The following is a 25,095-nucleotide window of genomic DNA, read 5'->3' on the forward strand; positions in this document are numbered from 1 at the left end:
CCCTGCGTCCGGCCGCGGCGCGGCCGCCCAATGGCGTCTGGTATGCTGCTGACCGTCGCCCTTGTGGCGCTTGCACCCACTTTGCATGCAAGACGGAACCCTGCTGGCCGCGCTGGATCTCGGCTCGAACAGCTTTCGCCTGGAAATCGGCCGCTACCAAGCCGGCCACATCGAGCGTGTCGAATATTTGAAGGAAACGGTGCGCCTGGGCGCCGGACTGGACGAGCACAAAGTGCTCAGCGCCGCGGCCATGGAGCGCGGCTGGGCGTGCCTGGCCCGGTTTGGCGAGCGGTTGCGCACTTTCGAACGCCGCCAGGTGCGCGCGGTGGCCACGCAAACGCTGCGGGAGGCGCGCAACCGCGACCAATTTTTGTCGCGCGCCCAGCAGTTGCTGGGCTTCCCGATCGATGTCATCGCCGGGCACGAGGAGGCGCGGCTGATCTACCAAGGGGTCACGCACCTGTTGCCACACTCGGACGAGCGCCGGCTGGTGGTCGACATCGGGGGGCGCTCGACCGAAATCATCCTCGGTCAAGGGTACCGTCCGCAGCGCATGGAGTCCTATGGCTTGGGCAGCGTGGCCTGGTCGACACGCTACTTTCCGGGCGGACGGGTCACCCCAACCGCGATGCGGCAGGCGGTCGTGGCGGCCACCGCGGTGCTGGACGAAGCACTCGAGGTGTTCGTGCCGGGCAGCTGGGACACGGTGTACGCGTCCTCGGGCACCGCGGGCGCCTTGGCCGATATGCTGGGATTGGCGGGTTACCCGCCCGGGGTCATCACGCGCGAAGGCATCGACTGGATAGCCGACCGCCTGGTGCGCGCGGGGCACGTGGACGCGGTGCGGCTGGAGGGGCTCAAGGACGACCGGCGCCCCGTGCTCGCAGGCGGTCTGAGCGTGATGTTGGCGCTGTTCGAGCTCTTTGGCTGGCAGGTGGTGCACCGCGCGCAGGGCGCACTGCGCCAGGGAGCGCTCTACGACCTGATCGACCGCGCATCGGACCAGACCGACGTGCGCGAGCGCACCGTGCGCTGGCTGGCGCAGAAATTTGCCGTCGATGCCGCCCAGGCGCAGCGCGTGCAGCGCGTGGCCATTGCGTTGTTCGAGCAGGTGGCCACCCCCGACCCGCGCAACGGCCGCTATTCCCAAAAGCTGGCCTGGGCGGCACAACTGCACGAGATCGGTGCGCACATCTCGCACAGCAGCGCACACCGGCACGGTGCCTACATTCTGGATCACGTCGATGCGCCGGGGTTTTCGCTGCCCGAGTTGCACCGCATGAGTTTGCTGGTGCTGGGCCAGCGCGGCAAACTGCGCAAGATGGAGCCGTATTTTGACGATGAACTCTTCGTCAAGCAGCTGCTGTGTCTGCGGCTGGCGGTGCTGCTGTGCCACGCGCGCAAGGACCCCGACATCGGTGCGCTGCGGCTGCAATACACGCCACGGCACTTCCGTTTGGTGACGGTGCCGGGTTGGGCCAACCAATACCCCCAGTCGGCCTGGCTGATCCAGGAGGAAGTGGACGCCTGGTCCAAAACCCCATGGCGTTTGAGCGCCAGTTTGCGCTGACGCGTCGCCGGCAAACACCGGCTACAGCAGCCGGCTACAGCAGCTCGGGGGTTTGCACCGCCAGCAAGATGGTCTGCCAGGTGTCGTGGCGCTGGCGCCGTCGCAACCACCACACCGCCCCCTTGCGAACCGAACATTCGCCCGCGCGCATGCCCAACAGCTCGGCCACCACGCGCCCCAGCGTGGGTTGATGCCCCACCACCAAACTGGCGTGGCGCGCATCGGGCCACTGCACGACCTCGAGCAGCCCCTGGGGTGTGCCATCGGGCGCCAGATCCGGATGCAAGCGGTAGCGCCGCCCCAGCGCCAAGACCGTCTGCTCCGCGCGCACCGCGGGGCTGGACCAAATGCGCACACCATCGGGCAGCATGCGGTCGAGCCAGGCGGCCATGCGCGCGGCCTGTTTTTCGCCGCGGGCGGTCAGGCGGCGCGAGAGGTCATCGCCCCCGCCCTCATCGGTTTCCTGCCAATCTTCGGCCTCGGCATGCCGCCACAGGATCAGGTCCATCGTCCTAGCCTTTCGTGCCATAGCGCGCCATCAGCGTCGCCTGCGCCGACGGCAGCGTGCCGTGGCGTGTGCCCTTGCCGACCAGCGACGCGGCCTTGACGTATTGGCCGTCGGGCTGCAACAGCCACGCGTCGCGCTGATCGGCCAAATAAAGATGCAGACATTCGTCCATGATGCGCGCGCGCAGCGCCGGGTCGGTGACCGGCCAGGCCAGCTCCACCCGGCGCAGCATGTTGCGGTTCATCCAGTCGGCGCTGGACAGCCACAGCTCCTCCTCCTCGCCGCGCCGGAAGTAAAACACCCGCGAATGTTCCAAAAAGCGCCCGATCACGGAGCGGATGCGCACCTGCTCGGTGTAGCCCGGCACACCTGCGGGCAATATGCACGCGCCGCGCACGATGACATCGATGCGCACCCCCGCCTGCGAGGCCTGCACCAGCGCGCGCGCCAGGGGCTCATCGGTGAGTGCGTTCATCTTGAGCACGATCTGGGCCGGCAGGCCCGCCTTGACCGCGGCGACAGCCGCCTCGATGCGCTCGAGCATGCCCTTTTGCAAATGAAACGGCGCCATGAGCACTTTGTGCAGCCTGGGCAGCCGGTTTTGGCTGGCCAGGTGGCCAAAGATGTGGTCCACGTCGGCGGTCATGGCCTCGTCGGCCGTCAGGTAGCTCAGGTCGGTGTAGAGCTTGGCCGTGCCGGGGTTGTAGTTGCCGGTGGAGACGTGGGCATAGCGCACCAGGCGCCCGTCTTCGCGCCGGGTGATCAGCATCATCTTGGCATGCGTCTTGAGGCCAACGATGCCGTAGACCACTTGCGCGCCCACCGACTCCAGCCGCTCGGCGTGGTTGATGTTGGCCTCCTCGTCGAAGCGGGCTTTGAGTTCGACCACCGCGGTCACTTCCTTGCCACGGCGCACGGCTTCGCGCAGCAGCTCGGTCATCTCGCCGCGCGCACCGGTGCGGTAGATGGTCTGCTTGATGGCCAGCACGTTGGGGTCTTCGACCGCCTCGCGCAAAAAGGCCAGCACGGCGTCGAAACTCTCGTAGGGCTGGTGGATGAGCACGTCACCCTGTTTGAGGCGTTCGAAGAACGACTGGCCCGGCACCAACCCCACCGGCCAGCCGGGGACGAAGCGCTCGAAGCGCAGCGCCGGCGCGTCGATCTGGTCGATGAGCTGGTTGAGGCGCACCAGATTGACCGGCCCCGGCACGCGAAAGAGGCTCTCGGGCGGCAGGTTGAACTGTTCGAGCAAGAAGTTGGCCAAAAAGTCCGAACAACCCACCGAGACCTCCAAGCGCAGCGCCTGCCCATAGTGGCGTTTTTGCAGCCCCAGGCGCAAGGCGGTGCGCAGGTTTTTGACCTCTTCCTCATCCAACGCCAGATCGGAGTGGCGCGTGACGCGGAACTGGGAGAACTCCAGCACCGTGCGGCCCGGAAACAGGTCGGGCAGATGCGAGCGGATGATGCTGGAGATGGAGACAAAGTGCAGCTGCTTGGAGCCTTTGACCGCCGGCATCTGCACAAAGCGCTTGAGCGCGCGCGGCACCTTGACGATGGCGATTTCGTTTTCGCGCCCAAAGGCATCGCGCCCGCCCAGCCGCACGATGAAGTTGAGCGACTTGTTGGCCACCTGCGGAAACGGGTGCGACGGATCCAACCCCACGGGCAGCAGCAGCGGCTGCACCTCGTTGACGAAGTACTCGCGCACCCAGCGCCGCTGGCGCGGGTTGCGCTCGCCGTGGACGACGATGCGGATGCCGCGCTTTTCCAGCGCCGGCATGAGCTCATCGTTGTAGATGGCGTACTGGCGCTGCACCAGCGCGTGCACGCGCTCCACCAGAGCACGGTAGGTTTCGACCGTGGCCACGCCGCGCTGCTCGTTGGTCAGCCGCGCGGTGTGGTGGGGCGCAAAGCGCACCTCGAAAAATTCGTCCAGGTTGGACGACACGATGGCGAGAAAGCGCAGCCGCTCCAGCAGCGGCACATCGGCGCGGCAGGCCCAGTCGAGCACGCGCTCGTTGAAGGCAAGAATGCTTTGATCGCGATCGAGAAAGGCGTGTCGCGGGGAGGCAGCGGGATTCGTCATGGTCGTGATGGCGGCGCTGATGGCGGGTCGGTGCGCAAACCCCCGATTATTTCGGCACTGGGCGCTGCGATGATGACATTTTCATGACGCCCCCGTTACCCCTGCGGGGCTGTGGTGCGCGCACGAAACGCCTCCTGCACGGACGGTGTGGGCTGCCCCCAGTGGACCAGCTCCAGCCGCCCGTCGGCGTGCTCGACCAGGGCGCTCAGGCTCTCCACCCAGTCCCCATCGTTGCAATAGAGCACGCCATCGATCACCCGCAGGGTCGGGCGGTGGATGTGGCCGCACACCACGCCATCCAGCCCACGCCGGCGCGCCTCGCCGGCCAACGCCTCCTCGAACCGGGAGATGAAATTGACCGCCGATTTGACCCGGTGTTTGAGGTACTGCGACAACGACCAATACGGCAGGCCCAGGCGCGCGCGCCAGGAGTTGAGGTGGCGGTTGAAGCGCAGCGCCCATTCGTACAGGGTGTCCCCCAAATACGCCAGCCATTTGGCGTACTGAATCACCCCGTCGTACAAGTCCCCGTGGGTGACCCACAGGCGACGCCCGTCGGCGGTGACATGCACGGCTTCCTCCACCACCTCCACCCCGCCGAAGTGGTGACCGCTGAAATGCCGCACAAACTCGTCGTGGTTGCCGGGAATGTAGAACACGCGCCCACCCTTGCGCACGCGGCGCAGGATTTTTTGCACCACGTCGGTGTGGCTCTGCGGCCAGTACCAGCGCCGGCGCAACTGCCAGCCGTCGATGATGTCGCCCACCAGGTACAGCCGATCGCTTGGGTGTGCCTTGAGAAAGGCGAGCAACGCCTTGGCTTGGCAGCCGGGTGTGCCCAGGTGCACGTCGGAGATGAACACCGCCCGCAGCCGCTCGCGCCCAAGGGGCAGCGCCTCATCTTCATCCAGGTCGGCGACCCCGGGCCCGCGCATGGCAGCGCCATCCGCGGCTGCGGCTGCCGCCACCGCCTTGGCCATCCACGGTGCACGCACGCTCACCCCCCCAGCAGGTGGCGCCGGTAGCGCGCGGGCAGATCGGCCAGCCGCATCATCATCGGCAGGTCCGCGGTGTTGAAGTCGGGGTCCCACGCGGGCGCACCCATCACTTTGGCGCCCAGCCGCAGATAGCCCTTGACCAGCGCCGGTGGCTCCACCGGCAGCGTGTCGTCCAGCTCGTGCACCGGCAGCGGCAGGCGCGGCGTCACGTGGTACTCGACCGGCGCCAGGTGCCGCTCGCGCACCTGGCGCCAGATGCTGGCCGCTGCATGGCCACCGCCGGCCATGCCATGCGGCCCTTCGTGGTGCATGGGGATGCTGGCGCAGCCGATCATGACGTCCAGCCGGTTGCGCGCCATGAAATCGGCCAACGCGCCCCACAGCGCCATGATGACGCCGCCGTGGCGGTGCTGCGGATGCACGCAGGAGCGGCCCAGCTCCACCATCTGCTCGCGCAGCGCGCGCAGGCGGGTCAGGTCGAACTCGGTGTCGCTGTAGAAGCAGCCGACGCGCTTGGCCTGCGCCGGGGTGAGCACGCGGTAGGTGCCAATGACCTGGCCGCTGTCGGCCTCCCGCACCAGCAGGTGCTCGCAATAGTCGTCAAACAGGTCGATGTCGTGCCCCGGCAGCGGCGTGCGCAGGCGCGCGCCCAACTCCTCGGCAAACACGGCATACCTCAGGCGCTGGGCGGCGCGCACGTCGTCGAGGTGGCGCGCCCACGCCACGTCCAGGCGCGCCACCGGCGCAGGGGCAGGGTCGGCCAGGCGCGCTGGAAGCAACCTCCCGGCCGTGCGGCCCGGGGTTTGCCCCCCAACCAGCGTGGACAGGTGCAGCGTGGGCGTCGGAAGCTCTTTCATCGGGCGTCATCTCCGCTTGGGTGGCGGGCGACACCGTGGTCGCCCACGGTCGGGCATTCTGGACACGGGGTGTGACGCCGGCTTGGCGGTTCCATGTCAACGGCATGACATCGCGCGCTGCGCAGCGCGCCTTCACGCGCCTGTCACGCAGTGCAGTCAGAGTGTGGACCCCATGCCGGCAGGTTTTTTCTGGTTGCTCACGGCGCAGTTCTGCTCCGGACTGGCCGACCACGCGGTGCTGATCATCGCCATCGCCTATTTGCAGGAGCAGCATCACCCCCTGTGGTGGGCACCGCTGCTCAAGTTCGCGTTTACCTGGAGCTACGTGCTGCTGGGGCCCGTCGCGGGTGCTTGGGCCGACGCGGTACGCAAAAACACGTTGATGGGATGCATGAATGCGCTCAAGGCCTTGGCGGTGGTAGGCTTGGTGGCGGGCGCGCATCCACTGGCGGCATTTGCCGTGCTGGGGCTGGCGGCGGCGCTGTACGCGCCGGCCAAGTACGGTTGGATCACCGAATCGACTCCCGGGAGCGACCTCGTGGCGGCCAACGGCTGGGTGGAGGTGTCGGTGGTGCTGTCGGTGCTGCTGGGTACGGCGCTGGGCGGCTGGTGGGTCTCGCCGCTGTGGCAGGCGCCGCACGCGCAGGCGATGCTGGGTCTGCACGGTTGGATCCCGAGCACGGCGCTGCTGCCAGCGTTCGCGGCGGTGCTGACGCTGTATGGGCTGGCGGCATGGTGCAACCGCCACATCCCTTCGCGTCCGGCGCGGCGCGCGCAATCCCTGCGCGACTGGCCGGCGCTGTGGCCGCGCTTTTGGCGCGACAACGCCCGGCTGTGGCGTGACCCGCTCGGCGGCCTGTCGCTGGCCGTGACCAGCTGGTTTTGGGGTTTTGCGGCCCTGATGCAGATGGCCGTGCTGCGCTGGGCCGAGCTGCGGCTGGACCTGCCCTTGTCCCAAGCCGCGTATCTGCAGGCCACGGTCGCGCTGGGCGTGGTGGGCGGCGCGCTGTGGGTGGCCCGGCGGGTGGCGCTGCGCCAGGCCTGGCGGGTGTTGCCGCTGGGCGTGCTGCTCGGGGCGCTGCTGGCGCTGGCGGTGCATACCCGCGACCTGGGCGTGGCCGTGCTGGGGCTGGTGGCGATCGGTGCCCTGGGCGGCATGTTGGTGGTGCCCATGAACGCCTTGCTCCAGTACCGCGGTCACCGGCTGCTGCAGCCGGGGCAGTCGATCGCCATTCAGGGTTTCAACGAGAACGCCAGCGTGCTGGTGATGGTGGGCGGGCTGGCGCTGGCCATGCGCGCCGACTGGCCCCTGGTGCCGCTGCTGTCCGCGCTGGGGCTGACCATGGCGTTGGGGCTGGCGCTGCTGTGGCGCATCACGCGCCGGTGGCAGGCAGACCGTCCCACCACGGCGACGACTTGACCACCGTTGGGCCCGCAGCGTGGGCCGCGAGCAGGCGCAGCCAGACCGCTTCCGTGCGCTCGATGATGTGCTCCCACCCCCGGTGTTGCACGGCGTGCACCGCGCCGGCACGCAAACGCTGCAGCAGCGCGTCGTCGCGCGCCACCGCACGCGCCAGGGCCACGTAGGCGTCGGTGTCCCCCACCGGCGCCAGCAGGCCGCTGTCGCCGTGCCGCACCACCTCGGCCGCGGCAGCGTAATCAAAGGCCAGCACGGGCAACCCGCTGGCCAGCGCCTCCAGCGTCACGTTGCCAAAGGTCTCGGTCAGGCTGGGGAAGAGGAGCAAATCGCTGCTGGCGTAGGCCTGCGCCAACGCCTTGCCCACCAATGTGCCCAACAGCACGGCGTGCGGGCAGCGCTGGGACAGCCAGGCGCGCTGGGGACCGTCGCCCACGACCACCAAGCGCCAGGTGGGTTGCACGGCGCACATGGCGTCGAACGCCGTGGCCAGGAGCGCCAGGTTTTTTTCCGCGGCCAGCCGACCGACGTAGAGCAGCACCCGCTGGTCGGGCTGGATGCCCCACACCGTGCGCAGTGTGGGGTTGCGCAAGGCGGGCGTGAAGCGGTCGATGTCCACGCCCCGCTGCACCACGATCAAGCGTTCAAAGCCGGCGGCGCGCAGCTGCTGGCGCAAACCCTCGGTCGGCACCAGGGTGCAGTCGGCCTGGTTATGAAACCGCCGAAGATACGCCTGCACCGAGCGGCGCAGCCAGCCCACGCCGTAGTGGGCGCTGTAGGCGTCGAAATGGGTGCGAAAGTCCGTGCTCACGGGCAAGCGCAGCTTGCGCGCGGTGCGCAGCGCCGACCACCCCAGCGGCCCTTCGGTGGCGATGTGCACGATGTCGGGGCGGCGCCGCATCCACAACGCCTGCAGCGCGCGCTGTGCCGGCAGCCCCATGCGCAGCTGCGGGTAACGCGGGATGGGCACGCCGCGCGTGAGCACCTGCTCCAACCCCAGGCGGCTGCCGTCGTGGTCGTAGGCGTCGGCGCCCTGTCGCGGCCGCACCACCTGCACGTCATGGTCGCGTCGCTGCAGGCCCTGGACCATGCGCTCCATGGTCGTGGCCACGCCGTTGACCTCGGGCGGGAAGGTTTCGGTAACCACCGAAACGCGCAGCAGCGCACGGCGGGGCGGGTAGCTCTCGATCATCAGGCGTGCATCCATGCAGGCAAGCATGGCCGCGGCGTGCGACACGCGTGTGACAACCCGGGTTGCGCACGCGGGCGTCACCGTCGCGTCACACGATGTCCGGAAGATGACGGCGGCCCGGGTGAGCCACCTGCAAGTCGCTGCCGACGGCCACCTGGCCCCCGCTCCCGCAACTCCCTCACCCTGCAACGAGGACCACCGATGATGCTGCAACGCTTCATGCAAACGCTGCGCGAGCAGCGCTGGGATGACCACCGCTACTACCACCAAAGCCGCATCAACCAAACGCTGCACCTGATCAGTGCGATCAGCTTTGTGATCGCCTACGTCTGGCTGTTCAAGGACCCGGCCACCGCAGCCCTGATCGCCTGGGGCATTTCGATGGTGACGCGCCAATCGGGGCATTTCTTCTTCGAGCCCAAGGGTTACGACCACGTCAACCAGGTCTCGCACGAATACAAGGAGGCGGTCAAGGTCGGCTACAACCTCAAGCGCAAGGTGGTGCTGATGGGGATCTGGGCAGCCTCGCCCCTGCTGCTGCTGTGGGATCCGACGGCCTTGGGTTGGCTCGAACCCCATACCGATTGGGTGGGGTTTTGGCACAACGTGGGCTGGCTGTGGTTGGCCATTGGCGTCGGCGGCCTGCTGGTGCGCGTGCTGCAGCTGTGGGTCGAAAAAGACCTCTACACCGGCGTGGTGTGGGTGACCAAAATCCTCACCGATCCTTTCCACGACATCAAGCTGTACCACCGCGCACCGCTGTACCTGTTGCGCGGGCAACTGCTCGACCCGGGTCACCCGCGCGCAGGGTGAGCGCCACCAGGCCGGTGGCGCGCCGCGCGGCGCGTTAGTCGGGCGTGCGAGCGCCCGCGCAGCGCGCCTGCCACCACGCCTGCAGGGTCTCGCGCAGCAGGCTGCGGCGCACGCGCTGGGCCCAGGCGTCGGCTGGCAGCGTCTCGTCGCGCCACCACCAACCGTCGGCCTGCATGCGCTGGCAGGCCGCCACGAAGCGCTGCAGGGCCTCCTCGAACGCCGTATCCTCCAGCGCGATCGGGAAGATCAAGCGGCCCGTGCCCACCCAACTCAGCGCCAGGCCGGCGTCGCGCAGGTAATACTGCAGCAGCCAGTGGTAGCGCCCGGGCTGGGTGTAGAGCACGGTCCAAATAGACGACAGCGCCGCCACCCGCACCGGTACGCCGGCTTGTGCCAGCGCCGCGTTGAAGCGTTGCTCGCGCGCCTGCCAGCGCGCGTCCAGCCCATCGTAAGCGGCGCGCACCGCCGGCGTGTCCAGCGCGCGCAAATACGCGTTCATCGCCCCCATGACATACGGGTGGGCATTGAAGGTGCCACGCGCCAGGCACAGGTCGGCTGGGCGCTGCGGGCGGTAGCGCTCCATCCAGTGCCGCTTGCCGCACACCACCCCCACCGGCAACCCGCCCCCCAGCGTCTTGCCGTAGCACACCAAATCCGCTTGCACGCCAAAGTAGGCCTGCGCACCGCCCGATGCGAGCCGAAACCCGACGAAGACCTCGTCGAAAATCAAGGCGATGCCGGCTTGGGTGCAAACCTCGCGCAGCCGCTGCAGCCACCGGGTGTAGGCGGCCCGGTCGAACCCCGCTTGGCGGGTGCCACCCACCAGGGTGGAGTCGCTCGGTGCGGCACGGTTGGGATGCAGCGCCTGCAGCGGATTGACCAATACGCACGCGATGTCGCGGCGCGTGCGCAGCACGGCCAGGGTGGCCTCGCTCATCTCGGCCAGGGTGTAGGTCTCGCGCGGTGGCAAGGGGTTGCCGGGGCCCGGCTGCACGTCTTCCCACCAGCCGTGGTAGGCGCCGGCAAAGCGCACCACGTAGCGCCGTCCTGTGTGGTAGCGCGCCAAGCGCACGGCCTGCATCACCGCTTCGGTGCCGGACATGTGAAAGGTCACATCGTCCATGCCACTGATGGCCCGCAAGCGCGCGACATTGTCCGCCACGCAGGGGTGCAGCCCGCCCAGCACCGGGCCAAGCGCAGCGCCCAGGTGCGCACCCGCTTCTATCGTGCCCTTGTAAAAATCCAGCCCCAGCACATTGACACCGTAGGAGCCGGTCAGGTCCAGAAAGCGGTTGTCGTCGAGGTCGATCAACCAGGGCCCTTCGCTGCGCGCCCAAAAGGCACCGATGGGCAATTCCCGCGCCAGCTCGGCAAACGCATAGGGCACGCGGTAGCGGCCGGTCAGGCGCAAGTCGGGCATGCCCTCGCGCGCCTGCGCGGTCAGCGCCAGCGTGCACGGCGCCGCTGCGCGCAGCCGCTCCCCCAGCGCGCGCCAGCCCGCCTGGCGCAGCTGTAACACGGCAGGCGGTGCGCCGTCGCAGGCAAAGGCCTGCGGGGCGTGCAGTGCGTAGCCCGGCAGCCAGCGCGCCAGGCGCTTGGCCCAGCGTTGGTGCCCTGCCAGTGACGGGTGTTTGGCGCGCGACAGTCGCAAACGCTGCCACCCCAGGGGGATGGCAGCCAGCGCGGCGCCGGCCATCCAACCCAGCGCGTTGTCCACCATGTCACGATCCTTTCAAGTGCCGATGCGAAAGTTGTACGCATGGCCCTTGACACCCCTGTGACGAACGCCTCTGGCCGCCGTGGTTGGCGCCGCTGGCGCGACCGCTTGTGGGCGCACGATACGCTCAACTATTGGCTGTCGCGCCATGTGCCGCGTGCGGCGTTGACGCACCTGATGGGCTGGTACAGCCGCATCGACAATCCCGTGCTGACGCGGCTGGCGCTGGCGCTGTGGCGGCGCTGCGCCGACCTCGACCTGAGCGAGGCGGCACCGGCCGAATACCGCAGCCTGCGCGATGTCTTCACCCGCGCCCTGCGCCCGGGTGCGCGCCCGTTCGACCCCGATCCCACGGTGCTGTGCAGCCCCTGTGACGCCATCGTTGGCGCCTGTGGCGACGTGCACGGCACCACCGTTTGGCAGGCCAAGGGCATGCCCTACCGGCTGGAAGAGCTGATGGGCGCAGACGCCGCGGCGCGGCACGCCAACGGCCGTTACGTGACGCTGCGCCTGACACCGACCATGTACCACCGCTTTCACGCCCCGGCCGATTGGCATGTGCACCGGGTTCGCTACGTCAGCGGCGATGTCTTCAATGTCAACCCGCCGGCGCTGCGCCGCATCCCCCGGCTGTTTTGCCGCAACGAGCGCGCCCTGATCGAAGGGACGTTGACCGACGGCAGTCCCATCGCGCTGGTGCCGGTGGCGGCGATCCTGGTGGCCAGCATCCGGCTGCATTTTTTGGACGTGACGCTGCACCTGCGCTGGCGCGGCGCGCACGAGCTGCCGTGTGATGCACACCTGCCGCGCGGGCAAGAGCTGGGGTGGTTCGAGCACGGCTCGACGATCTTGTTTTTCGTGCCGGCCCACTGGCGGCTGGCCGACGGCATCGAGCCGGGGCACACCATCCGTGCCGGGCAGGCGCTGTGGCGCCGAGCGGCCGCCTAAGCCCCCGCCCCAGCCGCTTCGGCCAACCGCGCGGCCCAGCGCTCGGCGTCCGCGGCGCGGCGGGCCTCGACCATCACGCGCAGCACCGGCTCTGTGCCGCTGGCGCGGATCAGCACCCGGCCATCGTCGCCCAGCGCCGCCTCGGCGTCCCGCTGGGCCTGCTGCAACACGATGTTGGAGCGCCAGTCGGCCCCCGGGGCCAGGCGCACGTTGCGCAGCACCTGGGGAAAGCGCTCCACCCCGTGCAGCACCTCGGCCAGCGTGCGTTGCTGGCGCAGGCAGGCCTGCAGCACCTGCAGGGCCGAGACGATGCCGTCGCCCGTGGTTTGCTTGTCCAGGATGATGAGGTGGCCCGAGCCCTCCCCGCCCAGCAGCCAGTGGTGGCGGTGCAGTTCCTCCAACACATAGCGGTCGCCCACCTTGGCGCGCACCAGCCGCACGCCGCGTGCGGCCAGCGCCTGCTCGATGGCCATGTTGGTCATCAGCGTGCCGACGACGCCGGGCACCACCTCGTCGCGCCCCAAGCGGTCGTCGGCCAACACATAAAGCAGCTCGTCGCCGTCAAAAAGCCGGCCACTGGCGTCCACGATCTGCACGCGGTCGGCGTCGCCATCGAGCGCGATGCCCAAATCGGCCTCGTGCGCGCGCACCGCGGCGATCAGGGTCTGGGGGTGCGTGGCGCCGACGCCGTCGTTGATGTTGCGGCCGTTGGGGCTGCAGCCGATGGGCACTACGTCGGCGCCCAGCTCGTGGAACACCGCCGGCGCGATCTGGTAGGCCGCACCGTGGGCCGCGTCCACCACGATCTTGAGACCGCGCAAGCTGAGGTCGGGCGCAAACGTGCTCTTGCAAAACTCGACGTAACGACCGGCCGCATCGTTGAGGCGTCGCGCTGCGCCCAGCGCCGCCGACTCCACCCACACCGGCGGCTGCGCCAGTGCCGCTTCCACCGCCAGCTCCCACGCGTCGGGCAGCTTGGTGCCCTGGGCGCTGAAAAATTTGATGCCGTTGTCCGGATAGGGGTTGTGGCTGGCGCTGATGACCACCCCCAGGCTGGCCCGCTGCGCACGCGTGAGGTAGGCCACGGCAGGCGTTGGCACCGGCCCGAGCAGCACCACGTCCACCCCGGCGGAATTGAAGCCCGACTCCAGCGCCGACTCCAGCATGTAGCCGGAAATGCGCGTGTCCTTGCCGATGAGCACGGTGGGCCGCGCCTCGGTGCGCTTGAGCACCTGCCCCACCGCGTGCGCCAGCCGCAACACGAAGTCCGGAGTGATGGGCACATGCCCCACCGTGCCGCGGATGCCGTCGGTACCAAAGTATTGTCGTGTCATGTTGGGTATTGACCAATGAACCCGCGTGTCGATCAGGCCCGAGCGCACGCGTCGCTGTCGTGCAACGCCTGCCAGACCTTGAGCGCCTGCACGGTGGCCGCCACGTCGTGCACCCGCACGATGCGCGCCCCCCGCTCCACGGCCAACAAGGCCGCCGCCAGGCTAGCGGCCACCCGATCGGCCGCCACATCCTGCCCGGTGATGCGCCCCAGGGTCGATTTGCGCGACCAGCCCGCCAGCAACGGATAACCCAGGGCAAGCAGCTCGTGCTGGCGGGCGAGCAACGCCAGATTTTGCGCCACCGTTTTGCCAAAGCCGATGCCGTAGTCGAGCACGATGCGCTCGCGCGCGACGCCGCGTGCCTGCAGCGTCGCCGCCCGTGCTGCCAAAAAGTCGCGCACCTGCGGCACGGCGTCGCCCTGCATCGGCTGCACCTGCATGTCTTGGGGCTGGCGGTGCATGTGCATCAGCACCACGCCGCACGCCGGGTGCTGGGCCACCACCGCCTCGGCGCTGCGGCCGTCCGCGCCAACGCGGCGCAGCGCCCAGACGTCGTTGACGATATCGGCACCCAGCGCCAGGCACTCGGCCATGACCTCGGGCTTGTAGGTATCGATACTGATCGGCACCCCCCAGCGCACCGCCTCGCGCACCACCGGCAGCACACGGGCCAACTCTTCCTGCAGCGGCACCGGGGGGGCGCCGGGCCGGGTCGATTCACCGCCGATGTCCAGGATATTGGCGCCTTGCGCGAGCAGCGACTCGGCGTGACGCAGACCACTGGCGGGATCGCCGTGTGCGCCGCCGTCGGAAAACGAGTCCGGCGTGACGTTGACGATGCCCATGACCAAAGGATGGCGCAGGTCCAGCGCAAAGCGCGCGGTGCGCCACAGCAAAGCGGGGGCTTGGATCATGCCCGCTATTGTGCGCGAGGTCGGCACCCTGCCAGCCCGGTGAGCGCCCAAAAGCGAGGCCCCGAACGTCTGTCGTTCGGGGCCTGGAAGCTGCCGGGCTCAACCCCGCGCGGGATCACGCGGCGCTGGGCGCCTGCGGTGCGGGATCACCCTTGGCAACGGCGGCCGATCCACCGGAATCCCCTCCACCCGGGGTGGGGCTGGACGGCGACATGTCCTTGGGTGGCCGCGGTGGCCGGCCTGCCATGATGTCATCGATCTGGTCGGCGTCGATGGTCTCCCACTCCAACAAGGCCTTGGCCAGCGCGTGCATTTTGTCTTTGTTGTCTTCGATCAGACGGCGCGCCAGCGCGTACTGCTCGTCGATGATGCGCCGCACCTCGGCATCGACCTGGCGCATCGTTTCTTCGCTCATGTGCGTGGTCTTGGTGATCGAGCGGCCCAGGAACACCTCACCCTCGTTTTCGGCATACACCATGGGGCCGAGTTTTTCCGACATGCCGTAGCGCATCACCATGTCGCGCGCGATTTGCGTGGCCCGCTCGAAGTCGTTGCTCGCGCCGGTGGTCATCTGGTTCATGAAGACTTCTTCGGCGATGCGGCCGCCAAACAGCATGGCGATCTGGTTGAGCATGTACTCCTTGTCGTAGGAGTAGCGGTCGCGCTCCGGCAGGCTCATGGTCACCCCCAGCGCGCGCCCGCGCGGGATGATGGTGACCTTGTGCACCGGGTCGCACTTGGGCAGCAGCTTGCCGATCAGGGCATGGCCGGCCTCGTGATAGGCGGTGTTGCGCCGCTCTTCCTCGGGCATGACCATGGACTTGCGCTCGGGGCCCATCAGGATTTTGTCCTTGGCGCGCTCGAAGTCCTGCATCTCCACCACGCGGGCGTTGCGGCGTGCCGCCATCAGCGCGGCTTCGTTGCAGAGGTTGGCCAGGTCGGCCCCACTCATGCCCGGCGTGCCGCGCGCGATCACCTCGGGGCTGACGTCCGGCCCGATGGGGATCTTGCGCATGTGCACCTTCAGGATCTGCTCGCGGCCGCGGATGTCGGGCAGCGTCACGTACACCTGGCGGTCGAACCGCCCCGGGCGCAGCAGGGCCGCGTCCAGAATGTCCGGTCGGTTGGTCGCCGCGATGACGATGACCCCCAGGCTGGTTTCGAAGCCGTCCATCTCGACCAGCATCTGGTTGAGGGTTTGCTCACGCTCGTCATTACCACCGCCCAGGCCCGCGCCGCGCTGGCGGCCCACGGCGTCGATTTCGTCGATGAAGATGATGCACGGCGCGTTCTTTTTGGCCTGCTCGAACATGTCGCGCACCCGCGCCGCACCCACACCGACGAACATTTCGACGAAGTCCGAGCCCGAGATGCTGAAGAACGGCACCTTGGCCTCACCCGCGATGGCCTTGGCCAGCAGCGTCTTGCCGGTGCCAGGCGGCCCCACCAGCAGCAAGCCGCGCGGAATGCGCCCGCCCAGCTTTTGGAATTTTTGCGGGTCCTTCAGGAAGTCGACGACCTCCTTGACCTCCTCCTTGGCCTCGTCGCAGCCCGCGACGTCGGCAAAGGTGACGGTGTTGGCGTTTTCGTCGAGCATGCGCGCGCGGCTCTTGCCAAAGCTAAACGCCCCACCACGGCCACCGCCTTGCATCTGGCGCATGAAATAAATCCACACGCCGATGAGCAACAGCATCGGCCCCCAGCTCACCAGCAGGGTCATCAGCAGCGAGCCTTCCTCGCGCGGACGCACGTCGAACTTGACGTCGTTGGCCAGCAAGTCGCCCACCAGTCCGCGGTCGAGGTAGGTGGCGTTGGTGCGCACGCGCCGGTCGTCGGTGGTGATGGCGATGATTTCGGTGCCGTTGGCGCCCTCCTGGATGGTGGCGCTCTTGATGCGCTGCGCCTTGACCTCGTTGAGGAAGTCCGAATACGCCATGTAGCCGGCGCCCTGCACCGCACGGCCGTCAAATTGCTTGAAGACCGTGAACAGAACCATGGCGATCACCATCCAGATCGCCACCTTGGAAAACCACTGGTTATTCAACGAACGCTCCTACCGTAGTGGGATGACACACCGGCCACGCCGCGCCAGCGCCGGCCCTTGGTACTCACCCATGTGAAGCCATTGTAGGCCTTATCAAGCCCGCACCCACTTGACAAAAGCGAAACCCTTTTGATCACTGGGATAGGGTTTGCGCTATCGCGGGGAGGGCGGCACGCCGCTCGCGCTAGGCCTTCAGACCCCGGCCGACCAGGAAGGTTTCCGCCGATTGCGGCCGCGACGCCTTGGGCTTGTGCACCTTGACCGTGCGAAAGTGCGCGCGAAACAGCCGCACCGCCGCGTCGTACGCACCGCCATGGAACACCTTGGCGACCAAGGCCCCCTCAGGCTTGAGGTGCTCGACCGCAAACGCCACGGCCAGCTCGATGAGGTGCTCGATGCGCGCCGCATCCACCTCCTCCACCCCGCAGAGGTTGGGCGCCATGTCCGACACCACGAGGTCGAGCCGGTGCGCCGCATCGCCGCCCAGCGCCTCGGTCAGTGCCGCCTGCAACGCCGCCAGCGTCGCCTCCTCACGAAAGTCGCCCTGGATGAAGCGCACGCCCTCGACGGGCTCCATGGGCAACAGGTCCACCCCGATGATGACCCCGCGCGTTTGTGGCTGGCCGTTGGGGCCCGGCGTGGTGCCCATGCGACGGCGCAGATACTGGCACCAGGCACCCGGCGCGCACCCCAGATCGACCACGGCAAACCCGGGCCGCACCAGGTGAAACGTCTCATCCAGCTCCTGCAGTTTGTAGGCGGCGCGCGCGCGGTAACCCTCTTGTTGCGCGCGCCGCACCCATGGGTCGGTGACGTGCTGGTTGAGCCACGCCTTGTTGACCTTCTTGCTTTGCGTTTTGACTTTCATGACCCCGCACTATAGGCCCGTGCGGGCACGCGCGGCGCCCAACGGCGACGCCCCCAACCCACATATCCCGGATAATCGCCCCCATGCCCCAGATCACCCTCACCCCCGCCGAGCGCGCCCAGCACCGCGGCGCGGCTCACCACCTCGAGCCGGTTGTCATGATCGGCGCCGACGGTCTCACCGATGCCGTCAAGGCCGAGGTCGATGCCGCGCTGACCGCCCACGGCCTGATCAAGGTCCGCGTGCTGGGTGACGACCGCGCCCAACGCGAAGCCTGGCTGCAAACGCTGGCCGACGAGCTCCATGCCGCGCCGGTGCAGCACATCGGCAAGCTGCTGGTGCTGTGGCGGCCGATCCCACCCAAGGCCAAACGCGTCGACGAAGACCGCAAGCCCGGTCCGCGCGAATACAAGGTCGTCAAGTACAGTGCCAAAGGCGGCCAGCGCCCGGAGATCAAGACCGTCAAGGTCCTGGGCAACCAGCGCCTGACACCGGGCGGGCTGGTCAAAAAGGCCAAGCGGCGGCAAAAAAGCGCCAAGAAATCCGCATCGGCTGCTGGCTGATCGGGGCGCGCCGGCGCGGCACGGCGCGTTCCATGGCATGCTTGCGGCATGAACGACCGCATCGACCCTGCCCTGCTCGACAACCCACTGCTCGACTTCGACGGCCTGCCGCGCTTTGACGCGGTGCAACCCGCGCACATCGAGCCCGCCATCGACGCGTTGCTGCAACGCGCCAACGCCGCGCTGCAGCAGGTCACGGCCCCCGACTTCCCCGCCGACTGGAATGCGCTGGCAGCCGTCCTGGACGTGGCCACCGAGCGCCTGGGACGCGCGTGGGGCGTGGTCAGCCACCTCAACGCCGTGGCCGACACGCCGGCGCTGCGCGCCGCCTACAACGCCATGCTGCCGCGCGTCACGGACTTCTGGACCCGCCTGGGCGCCGACGAGCGGCTCTACGCCAAATACAAGGCCATCGATGCGACACGGCTCAACGCGGCGCAGCGGCGTGCACGCGACAACGCCCTGCGCGATTTCGTGCTCGGCGGCGCCGAGCTGCAAGGCGAGGCCAAGGCACGCTTTGCCGCCATCCAGGAGCGCCTGGCCGAGCTGACGCAAAAATTCAGCGAAAACGTGCTCGACGCCACCGACGCCTACCACGACGACGTCACCGACGCGGAGCTGGCCGGGGTGCCCGAGGACGTGCGCGCCGCCACGCGCAAAGCTGCCCAGGACGCCGGCCACGATGGCCACCGCCTGAGCCTCAAACTGCCCGTCTATCTGCCGGTGATGCAGTTTGCGCACGACCGTGCGCTGCGCGAGCGCCTCTACCGCGCTTACGGCACGCGCGCCAGCGACCAGGCCGAAGGCGATGCCACACGTTTTGACAACAGCGCCATCCTGCGCGAGATCCTGGCGCTGCGCGCCGAGGAAGCGCGCTTGCTGGGCTACCCCAGCTTTGCCCACGTGTCGCTGGTGCCCAAGATGGCCGAGTCGCCCGAGCAGGTGCTGGGGTTTTTGCGCGATCTGGCGCGCCGCGCCCGCCCCTACGCCGAGCGCGACGTGGCCGACATGCGGGCGTTTGCGCGCGACGCCCTGGGGCTGGACGACCCGCAGCCCTGGGACTGGCCCTACATCGCCGAGCGGTTGCGCCAGGCACGCTATGCCTACAGCGAACAAGAGGTCAAGCCCTATTTCCCGCTGCCTCGCGTGCTCCACGGGTTGTTTCGCATCATCGAGACGCTGTTCGAGGTGCGCATCCGCCCCGACCACGCGCCGGTGTGGCATCCGTCGGTCTCGTTCTACCGCATCGAGCGCGACGGCCGACTGATCGGCCAGTTCTACCTCGACCCCTCGGCACGCGCGGGCAAGCGCGGTGGGGCGTGGATGGACGATGTGCGCGGGCGTTGGCGCCGACCGGACACGGCGGACGTGCAAACGCCGGTGGCCCATTTGGTGTGCAACTTTGCCGAGGGCGTGGACGGCAAGCCGGCCCTGCTCACGCACGACGACGTGATCACCCTGTTCCACGAATGCGGCCACGGCCTGCACCACCTGCTGACCCAGGTCGACGAGCACGACGTGGCTGGCATCAGCGGCGTGGAGTGGGACGCGGTCGAGCTGCCCAGCCAGTTCATGGAAAACTTTTGCTGGGAATGGTCGGTGCTGCAAGGCTTGACCGCGCACGTGGACACGGGCGAGCCGCTGCCGCGCGCGCTGTTTGACAAGATGCAGGCGGCGCGCCACTTCCAAAGCGGGTTGCAGCTGTTGCGCCAGGTGGAATACGCGCTGTTCGATATGCGATTGCACCTGGAAGGCGCCCCCAACGGGGACGTCATGGCCCTGCTGCAACAGGTGCGCGACGAGGTGGCCGTGCTGCAGCCGCCCGCCTGGCACCGCATGCCCCATAGCTTTAGCCACATTTTTGCGGGCGGCTATGCGGCGGGGTATTACAGCTACCTGTGGGCCGAGGTGCTCAGCGCCGACGCCTACGCCGCCTTCGAAGAAGCCGCCGCCCAGCGCGGCACGCCGCTGGATGTGGAAGTGGGGCGGCGCTACCGGCAGCAGATCCTGGAAGTGGGTGGCAGCCGGCCGGCGCTGGCGTCGTTTCGCGCCTTTCGCGGCCGCGACCCGCAGATCGACGCCCTGCTGCGCCACCAGGGCATGGCCTAACACGTTACGCCTCAGGGTGCGCAGGCGCCATCAAAACGTGATGGTGCGCACCCCCTCGGGCGTGCCCAGCAGGCACACGTGCGCGCGCTGGTGGGCAAAAACGCCGACGGTCACCACACCCGGCCAGTCGTTGACCATGCTTTCAAACGCGGGCGGGTCGCTGATCTGCAAGCCCGTAACGTCCAGGATGTGCTGGCCATTGTCCGTGACCAGTGGCGCCCCATCGCGCAAGCGCACGCGCGCCTGCGCGCCCAGCGCCGCAAACTGACGGATGAGGCGCTGCGTGGCCATCGGGATCACCTCCACCGGCAGTGGAAAGCGCCCCAGCGTGCCCACCCACTTGGACTGATCGGCGATGCACACAAAGCGCCGCGCCTGCGCGGCAACGATCTTTTCCCGCGTCAAGGCCGCTCCGCCGCCTTTGATCATGTAGCCACGCGGGTCGATTTCGTCGGCACCGTCGATATAGACCGCCAAGTCCCCGACGTCGTTGGCATCGAACACCGGGATGCCGTGTGCGCGCAGGCGCTGCGTCGACGCCTCGGAGCTGGACACCGCGCCTGCGATGCGCTCGCGCATGCCCGCCAGCGCATCGATGAAGCAGTTGACCGTCGAACCAGTGCCCACCCCGATGATCTGGCCGGGCTCGACGTAGTCCAGGGCGGCACGGCCCACCAGGGCCTTGAGTTCGTCTTGGGACATGACCGGGGTGGCAGGCGTGGTGCTCATCGTGTGGATTCCAGGCTCGGGCGTGGTGGATGGCGATGCGACAATCGGCAGTTTCGGCCCCCAGCCGACACCACCGACCTCTGCGACGCTTGGATTATCCAATGGCCTGGATCCCTTATGCACCGGCGCGTGCCCTGCTTTTTCGCCTCGATGCCGAAGCGGCGCACGAGTGGACGCTGCGCACCCTGGAGCATCTGCAACACTCGGCACTGGTCGGTTTGATACGGCAGCCGCGCATCGACGACCCGGTCGAACTCGCGGGTCTGCGCTTTCCCAACCGCGTGGGGCTGGCCGCCGGGCTGGACAAGAACGCGCGCTGCATCGACGCCTGGGCCGTGATGGGTTTTGGCTTCGTCGAAGTGGGCACGGTCACCCCGCGGCCGCAGCCGGGCAATCCCCGCCCACGGCTGTTTCGCCTGCCGCAGGCGCAGGCGCTCATCAACCGCTTCGGCTTCAACAACGAGGGGCTCGACGCCTTCGTCGAGCACGTGCGCCGCTCCCACGTGCACCAGGCGGCACCGGGCACGCAGCCGTTGGTGCTGGGGCTCAACATTGGCAAAAACGCCAGCACGCCCATCGAGCGCGCCACCGACGACTACCTGCTCGGCTTGGAAGGGGTGTACCCCCACGCGGACTATGTCACGGTCAACATCTCCAGCCCCAACACGCAGCATCTGCGGCAGCTCCAGGGCGATGCCGCGCTGGACGGGCTGTTGCAGGCGCTGGCGCAGCGGCGCGCGCAATTGGCCGACCGCTTGGGGGTGCGGCGGCCGATCTTCGTCAAAATCGCGCCCGACCTGGACGATGACCAGATCGCCGTCATCGCCGACGCCCTGCAGCGGCATAGCATGGACGGCGTGATCGCCACCAACACGACGCTGGCACGCGACGCGGTGCAGGGCCTGCCCCACGCGCAAGAGGCCGGGGGGCTGTCCGGCCAGCCGCTGGCCGCGGCCAGCAACCGGGTGATTGCCGCGCTGCGCGCGCGCCTGGGCCCAGGCTTTCCGATCATCGGCGTGGGCGGGGTGATGGACGAGGCCTCGGCACGGGCCAAGCTGGCGGCCGGGGCCGATCTCGTGCAGCTCTACACGGGCCTGATCTACCGCGGCCCGGCCCTGGTGCCCGCTGTGGCCCGGGCGCTGCGCGACAGCCGGAGGGTCGCCGCATGATCGACACCAGCGTGGCCTTGGCCTTCTTTGGCGCGGCGGTGCTGCTGGCGCTCAGCCCCGGGCCGGACAATCTGTTTGTGCTGATGCAGTCGGCCACACATGGCCGGCGCGCCGGCTTGCTGGTGACGCTGGGCCTGTGCACCGGGCTGCTGGGCCACACCGCAGCCGTCGCGCTTGGCCTGGCAGCGGTTCTGGCCGCCTCTCCATGGGCATTTGGGGTCCTCAAACTGCTGGGCGCCGCCTACCTGCTGTATCTGGCCTGGGGTGCCTGGCGCGCACCCGCAGGCCCCATCGACGCGGCGCGCGTGCCGCCGCTGCAACCGTTGGCGGCCTACGGGCGCGGCATCGTCATGAACCTGACCAACCCCAAAGTGGCGCTGTTCTTTTTGGCGTTTTTGCCCCAATTCGCCGATCCGTCGCGGGGCGCCGTTGCGCTGCAGATGCTGCAGCTTGGCGCGCTGTTCATGGTGGCGACGCTGCTGACCTTTGGGTCGTTTGCCGTCTTTGCGGGCTGGATCGGTGCGGCGCTGCGGCGCTCGGCACGGGCGCAACGGTGGCTCAACCGCGCTGCGGCGGTGGTTTTTGCGGGGCTGGCAGCCCGGCTGGCCCTGACGACGCGCTAGGCCAACGCACGCGCCGGTGAGACCAGCACGTCGCAGCGCGACTCCGCCAACACGTGCGCGGTCACGCTGCCCAGCAGCAGCTCTTCGGCGGCGCTTTGCCCGTGCTTGCCAATGACGACGAGGTCGCATTCAAGGCGCTGCACGGCGTGCACGATGCCGGGTGCCGCGTCGCCTTCGTGCAGCAGCGTGGCATAGCGCGTACTCGACCAGCCCTGCTGCCGCGCCAGCGCATGCAAATGGGTCACCGCCTGCTGACGTGCTTTTTCGCGGTACAGGGCAATGGTGTCGTCGTCCACGCCGGCAAAGCGCAGTTTTTCCTCGAACGGCACGGTGTAGGCATGCAGCAGCTCCACCACCGCATGGGGGGCAATGGCATCGACCAGCGCCAGGGCCGGCGCCGACCAGGGCGAAAAGTCCACCGGCACCAGCACGCGGCGATACCCCTGCGTCGCGGGCTGACGCACCACCAGCAGCGGGTTCATCGCCTTGCGCGCCAGGCGTTCGGCCGTGGTGCCCAACAGCACGTGACGCAGCGTGCTGCGGCCGTGGGCGCCCACCACCACCCAGCGCGGCGCGCAGCGTTGCGCCACCTCCACGCTGGTCTGCACCGGATGCCCCTGCACCAGCAGGGGATGGATAAGCCCCTCCAGCGCCGCCTGCAGCCCGTGCACTTCGGCTTGCAGCAACGCCTGGGCGTCGGCGACGATACGCTGCGACGCGCGCTCGACCCCCAGCCATGCCTGCAAGGCCGCCACCCAGTCGGTGGGCAGCACGTGCAGCAACACCAGCGGCAACCCGTGCTCACGCGCCAGGCGGGCGGCGCGCTGCTGCGCCAGGCGCGCGGCGTCGGAAAAATCGGTGGCCACCAGCACCCCGCCGGTGGGCAGCTGCGCGGGAATGGTGGCCAGGTCAACATGGCTCATGGACGAGCTCCTGTAACGGCAGGCGCCGCCGCCAGCACACCCACCAGGTGCTCGGCGGCGTGCAAAGCGGCATCGCGAAACGGCAGATAGATATGCTGCACATCGAGCTGCTGCAGCTCTTGCAGCGCGGCTTCGTCGCGCGCGGTAACGGCAATGGCGCCGGTGTAGCCCGCGCTGCGCAGGCCGTGCACCACGGCACGGATCGACGACGCCAAGGGCAGTGTCACCACCACCCAGCGGGTCGCCTGCAAGGGCAGCGACTCCAGGAAGTCTGGGTTTTCGCCGTCCCCGTAATGCACGGGCAAACGTTCGCGCTTGAGGTCGCGCACGGCTTCCGGGTCGTGGTCGATGCCCGCCACCGTCACCCCCTGGCGGCACAGCTCGCGCAGCAACCGGCTGCCATAGCGCCCCAGGCCAAAGACCAGCACCGCGGCCTCGTCGCTGCGCGGCGGGTGGCGGTCCACCGCCAGCTCCCGGTACGGGCGCCGCCGCTCAAAGATGCCCAGCCACGGCGCCAGCCGCTCGTACAGCGGTTGCGAATACAGAATCATGTACGTGGACAGCGTAATCGTGATCAGCCCCACCAGCGTCGTCAGGCCCAGCGCCCGCACGTCCACGTGCCCCAGGGTAATGCCCATGGCCACGAACACGATCGAGAACTCGCTGATTTGCGCCACCGTCAGGCCTGCCAGGAAGCCGGTGCGCTTGCGATACCCCATGTAGCCCATGATCGCCATCACGATGAGCGGGTTGCCGATGAGCACGAACACCGCCAACACCAGCGCCGGCCACAACTCGTGCCCCAGGGTGGACAGATCCAACTCGGCCCCCAGGTGGATGAAGAAAAACAGCAGCAAAAAGTCCCGCACCCCGCCCAGACGGGCGTTGATCGCCTCACGAAAGTGCGTGGAGGCCAGCGTAAAGCCCGCCACGAACGCACCGGCCTCCATCGAAAACCCGGCCCACGCCCCCAGGGCCGCCAGCCCCACGCCCCAGGCCAGCGCAAAGACCAGCAGCAGTTCTTGCGAGCGGGCCATGACCGCGACCACGCGCGGCAGGACCCAACGCATCAGCACCGCGATCAGCAGCACCGCCAACACGATGCGCCCCACCAGCGACGCCGCCACGGCCCAGCCGCTGCCGGCCACGCCGGACTCGGGCGTGCGCAGCGCGCTCATGGCCATCATGGCCAGCACCACCGCCAGGTCCTGCACGATCAAAAACCCGACGGCGATACGGCCGTGCAGCGAGTCCAGCTCGCGCTTGTCGGTCAACAGCTTGACGATGATGATGGTGCTGGAAAACGTCAAGGCCACCGCCACGTACAGCGCGGTCATCACATCCTTGCCCAGCGCCAGGATCAGGACGAAGCCACCCGCAATCGTGAAGCCAAGCTGCCCCAAGCCGGTGGCCAGCGCCACGGGACCGATGTGGCGCACGTGGTGCCAATCGAGCTTGAGGCCGACGATGAACAGCAGCACCGTCACGCCAATTTGTGCCAACAGCGCCACCTGATCATGGGCCTTGACCCAGCCCAAACCGGCGGGCCCGAGCGCGATGCCCACCACGATATAGGCAATGAGCACCGGCTGGCGCAAGCGCACGAACACGGCGCCCGCGGCAGCGGCCACCAGCAGCAGGATGGCAAATTCGGCAAACGGTGTCATGGCCATGCTGGCCAGTGTGTCACGCGGCGCCAAACGTTCCCGCGTA

At 68.4% G+C, this 25,095-nt stretch carries 21 protein-coding genes; 8 read left to right on the top strand and 13 right to left on the bottom strand.

Features of this window, described 5'->3' with window-relative positions; all coding sequences use genetic code 11:
• Positions 1-85: 85 nt before the first annotated feature.
• Positions 86-1,570 carry a Ppx/GppA phosphatase family protein gene (locus Tther_RS00190; protein WP_143899644.1) on the top strand — a complete coding sequence of 495 codons (1,485 nt, stop codon included), beginning with the start codon at positions 86-88 and terminating at the stop codon, positions 1,568-1,570.
• A 34-nt stretch (positions 1,571-1,604) separates the two neighbouring features.
• Here Tther_RS00190 and Tther_RS00195 read toward each other — a convergent pair whose 3' ends face one another.
• The 4 genes from Tther_RS00195 to Tther_RS00210 form a co-directional block, all read right to left on the bottom strand.
• Entirely contained in the window at positions 1,605-2,078 is a 474-nt protein-coding gene (locus Tther_RS00195; protein ID WP_143899646.1) for a SixA phosphatase family protein, read from the bottom strand.
• A 4-nt stretch (positions 2,079-2,082) separates the two neighbouring features.
• Positions 2,083-4,164, bottom strand: coding sequence for a polyphosphate kinase 1 (ppk1, locus tag Tther_RS00200; RefSeq protein ID WP_143899648.1), 2,082 nt, complete (start codon positions 4,162-4,164; stop codon positions 2,083-2,085).
• A gap of 95 nt (positions 4,165-4,259) precedes the next feature.
• Complete coding sequence (locus tag Tther_RS00205) at positions 4,260-5,099, bottom strand: UDP-2,3-diacylglucosamine diphosphatase (RefSeq protein WP_246098845.1); 840 nt, start codon at positions 5,097-5,099, stop codon at positions 4,260-4,262.
• A gap of 62 nt (positions 5,100-5,161) precedes the next feature.
• Positions 5,162-6,019: a GNAT family N-acetyltransferase gene (locus Tther_RS00210; RefSeq protein ID WP_143899650.1), complete on the bottom strand. Its 858-nt coding sequence runs from the start codon at positions 6,017-6,019 to the stop codon at positions 5,162-5,164.
• A 172-nt stretch (positions 6,020-6,191) separates the two neighbouring features.
• Here Tther_RS00210 and lplT point away from each other — a divergent pair, with 172 nt between their 5' ends.
• Positions 6,192-7,439, top strand: coding sequence for a lysophospholipid transporter LplT (lplT, locus tag Tther_RS00215; RefSeq protein WP_143899652.1), 1,248 nt, complete (start codon positions 6,192-6,194; stop codon positions 7,437-7,439).
• On the opposite strand, the gene Tther_RS00220 is transcribed toward lplT, so the two are convergent.
• Positions 7,393-8,643: a glycosyltransferase family 4 protein gene (locus Tther_RS00220; protein WP_246098840.1), complete on the bottom strand. Its 1,251-nt coding sequence runs from the start codon at positions 8,641-8,643 to the stop codon at positions 7,393-7,395. The two genes, lplT and Tther_RS00220, sit on opposite strands and share 47 nt — an antisense overlap.
• Positions 8,644-8,832: 189 nt before the next feature.
• Here Tther_RS00220 and Tther_RS00225 point away from each other — a divergent pair, with 189 nt between their 5' ends.
• Positions 8,833-9,441: a hypothetical protein gene (locus Tther_RS00225; RefSeq protein ID WP_342781746.1), complete on the top strand. Its 609-nt coding sequence runs from the start codon at positions 8,833-8,835 to the stop codon at positions 9,439-9,441.
• 34 nt (positions 9,442-9,475) lie between these two features.
• On the opposite strand, the gene Tther_RS00230 is transcribed toward Tther_RS00225, so the two are convergent.
• Entirely contained in the window at positions 9,476-11,161 is a 1,686-nt protein-coding gene (locus tag Tther_RS00230; protein ID WP_143899656.1) for an aminotransferase class III-fold pyridoxal phosphate-dependent enzyme, read from the bottom strand.
• Between the two features lie 57 nt (positions 11,162-11,218).
• Between Tther_RS00230 and asd the strand changes: the two genes are divergently transcribed.
• Entirely contained in the window at positions 11,219-12,106 is an 888-nt protein-coding gene (asd, locus tag Tther_RS00235; protein WP_246098841.1) for an archaetidylserine decarboxylase, read from the top strand.
• Here the strand turns inward: asd and glmM are convergent.
• The 4 genes from glmM to Tther_RS00255 form a co-directional block, all read right to left on the bottom strand.
• Positions 12,103-13,440 (bottom strand): phosphoglucosamine mutase, encoded by a 1,338-nt coding sequence (gene glmM, locus Tther_RS00240; RefSeq protein ID WP_143899659.1) that lies wholly within the window; start codon positions 13,438-13,440, stop codon positions 12,103-12,105. The genes asd and glmM overlap by 4 nt on opposite strands.
• A 32-nt stretch (positions 13,441-13,472) precedes the next feature.
• Positions 13,473-14,354 carry a dihydropteroate synthase gene (gene folP, locus Tther_RS00245; RefSeq protein ID WP_143899662.1) on the bottom strand — a complete coding sequence of 294 codons (882 nt, stop codon included), beginning with the start codon at positions 14,352-14,354 and terminating at the stop codon, positions 13,473-13,475.
• Positions 14,355-14,469: 115 nt separating this feature from the next.
• Complete coding sequence (gene ftsH / locus Tther_RS00250; protein WP_143899664.1) at positions 14,470-16,398, bottom strand: ATP-dependent zinc metalloprotease FtsH; 1,929 nt, start codon at positions 16,396-16,398, stop codon at positions 14,470-14,472.
• 184 nt (positions 16,399-16,582) lie between these two features.
• A complete protein-coding gene (locus Tther_RS00255) occupies positions 16,583-17,266 on the bottom strand; it encodes an RlmE family RNA methyltransferase (RefSeq protein WP_143899666.1) in 684 nt (227 codons plus the stop codon).
• An 83-nt stretch (positions 17,267-17,349) separates the two neighbouring features.
• On the opposite strand from Tther_RS00255, the gene Tther_RS00260 reads away from it, so the two are divergent.
• Positions 17,350-17,829 carry a YhbY family RNA-binding protein gene (locus tag Tther_RS00260; RefSeq protein ID WP_143899668.1) on the top strand — a complete coding sequence of 160 codons (480 nt, stop codon included), beginning with the start codon at positions 17,350-17,352 and terminating at the stop codon, positions 17,827-17,829.
• A gap of 48 nt (positions 17,830-17,877) precedes the next feature.
• Positions 17,878-19,938 (top strand): M3 family metallopeptidase, encoded by a 2,061-nt coding sequence (locus Tther_RS00265; RefSeq protein ID WP_143899670.1) that lies wholly within the window; start codon positions 17,878-17,880, stop codon positions 19,936-19,938.
• 30 nt (positions 19,939-19,968) lie between these two features.
• On the opposite strand, the gene rpiA is transcribed toward Tther_RS00265, so the two are convergent.
• Positions 19,969-20,667: a ribose-5-phosphate isomerase RpiA gene (rpiA, locus tag Tther_RS00270; protein WP_246098842.1), complete on the bottom strand. Its 699-nt coding sequence runs from the start codon at positions 20,665-20,667 to the stop codon at positions 19,969-19,971.
• 101 nt (positions 20,668-20,768) lie between these two features.
• On the opposite strand from rpiA, the gene Tther_RS00275 reads away from it, so the two are divergent.
• Positions 20,769-21,836 carry a quinone-dependent dihydroorotate dehydrogenase gene (locus Tther_RS00275; RefSeq protein ID WP_143899672.1) on the top strand — a complete coding sequence of 356 codons (1,068 nt, stop codon included), beginning with the start codon at positions 20,769-20,771 and terminating at the stop codon, positions 21,834-21,836.
• Positions 21,833-22,459: a LysE family translocator gene (locus tag Tther_RS00280; protein ID WP_143899674.1), complete on the top strand. Its 627-nt coding sequence runs from the start codon at positions 21,833-21,835 to the stop codon at positions 22,457-22,459. The genes Tther_RS00275 and Tther_RS00280 overlap by 4 nt, the downstream gene beginning before the upstream one ends.
• Here Tther_RS00280 and Tther_RS00285 read toward each other — a convergent pair.
• Together Tther_RS00285 and Tther_RS00290 are read right to left on the bottom strand one after the other, a co-directional pair.
• Complete coding sequence (locus Tther_RS00285) at positions 22,456-23,382, bottom strand: universal stress protein (RefSeq protein ID WP_143899676.1); 927 nt, start codon at positions 23,380-23,382, stop codon at positions 22,456-22,458. The genes Tther_RS00280 and Tther_RS00285 overlap by 4 nt on opposite strands.
• Entirely contained in the window at positions 23,379-25,055 is a 1,677-nt protein-coding gene (locus tag Tther_RS00290) for a cation:proton antiporter (RefSeq protein ID WP_221933985.1), read from the bottom strand. The genes Tther_RS00285 and Tther_RS00290 overlap by 4 nt, the downstream gene beginning before the upstream one ends.
• Positions 25,056-25,095 lie beyond the last annotated feature (40 nt).

Origin of the sequence: Tepidimonas thermarum, from assembly GCF_007556705.1 — a bacterium.
In the GTDB taxonomy this organism is placed as follows: domain Bacteria; phylum Pseudomonadota; class Gammaproteobacteria; order Burkholderiales; family Burkholderiaceae_C; genus Tepidimonas; species Tepidimonas thermarum.

Coding starts and splice junctions, on each gene's coding strand:
- Tther_RS00190 (WP_143899644.1), top strand. CDS start 86: ATGCAAGACGGAACCCTGCTGGCCGCGCTGGATCTCGGCTCGAACAGC.
- Tther_RS00195 (WP_143899646.1), bottom strand. CDS start 2,078: ATGGACCTGATCCTGTGGCGGCATGCCGAGGCCGAAGATTGGCAGGAA.
- ppk1 (WP_143899648.1), bottom strand. CDS start 4,164: ATGACGAATCCCGCTGCCTCCCCGCGACACGCCTTTCTCGATCGCGAT.
- Tther_RS00205 (WP_246098845.1), bottom strand. CDS start 5,099: ATGCGCGGGCCCGGGGTCGCCGACCTGGATGAAGATGAGGCGCTGCCC.
- Tther_RS00210 (WP_143899650.1), bottom strand. CDS start 6,019: ATGAAAGAGCTTCCGACGCCCACGCTGCACCTGTCCACGCTGGTTGGG.
- lplT (WP_143899652.1), top strand. CDS start 6,192: ATGCCGGCAGGTTTTTTCTGGTTGCTCACGGCGCAGTTCTGCTCCGGA.
- Tther_RS00220 (WP_246098840.1), bottom strand. CDS start 8,643: ATGGATGCACGCCTGATGATCGAGAGCTACCCGCCCCGCCGTGCGCTG.
- Tther_RS00225 (WP_342781746.1), top strand. CDS start 8,833: ATGCTGCAACGCTTCATGCAAACGCTGCGCGAGCAGCGCTGGGATGAC.
- Tther_RS00230 (WP_143899656.1), bottom strand. CDS start 11,161: ATGGTGGACAACGCGCTGGGTTGGATGGCCGGCGCCGCGCTGGCTGCC.
- glmM (WP_143899659.1), bottom strand. CDS start 13,440: ATGACACGACAATACTTTGGTACCGACGGCATCCGCGGCACGGTGGGG.
- folP (WP_143899662.1), bottom strand. CDS start 14,354: ATGATCCAAGCCCCCGCTTTGCTGTGGCGCACCGCGCGCTTTGCGCTG.
- Tther_RS00255 (WP_143899666.1), bottom strand. CDS start 17,266: ATGAAAGTCAAAACGCAAAGCAAGAAGGTCAACAAGGCGTGGCTCAAC.
- Tther_RS00260 (WP_143899668.1), top strand. CDS start 17,350: ATGCCCCAGATCACCCTCACCCCCGCCGAGCGCGCCCAGCACCGCGGC.
- Tther_RS00265 (WP_143899670.1), top strand. CDS start 17,878: ATGAACGACCGCATCGACCCTGCCCTGCTCGACAACCCACTGCTCGAC.
- rpiA (WP_246098842.1), bottom strand. CDS start 20,667: ATGAGCACCACGCCTGCCACCCCGGTCATGTCCCAAGACGAACTCAAG.
- Tther_RS00275 (WP_143899672.1), top strand. CDS start 20,769: ATGGCCTGGATCCCTTATGCACCGGCGCGTGCCCTGCTTTTTCGCCTC.
- Tther_RS00280 (WP_143899674.1), top strand. CDS start 21,833: ATGATCGACACCAGCGTGGCCTTGGCCTTCTTTGGCGCGGCGGTGCTG.
- Tther_RS00285 (WP_143899676.1), bottom strand. CDS start 23,382: ATGAGCCATGTTGACCTGGCCACCATTCCCGCGCAGCTGCCCACCGGC.
- Tther_RS00290 (WP_221933985.1), bottom strand. CDS start 25,055: ATGGCCATGACACCGTTTGCCGAATTTGCCATCCTGCTGCTGGTGGCC.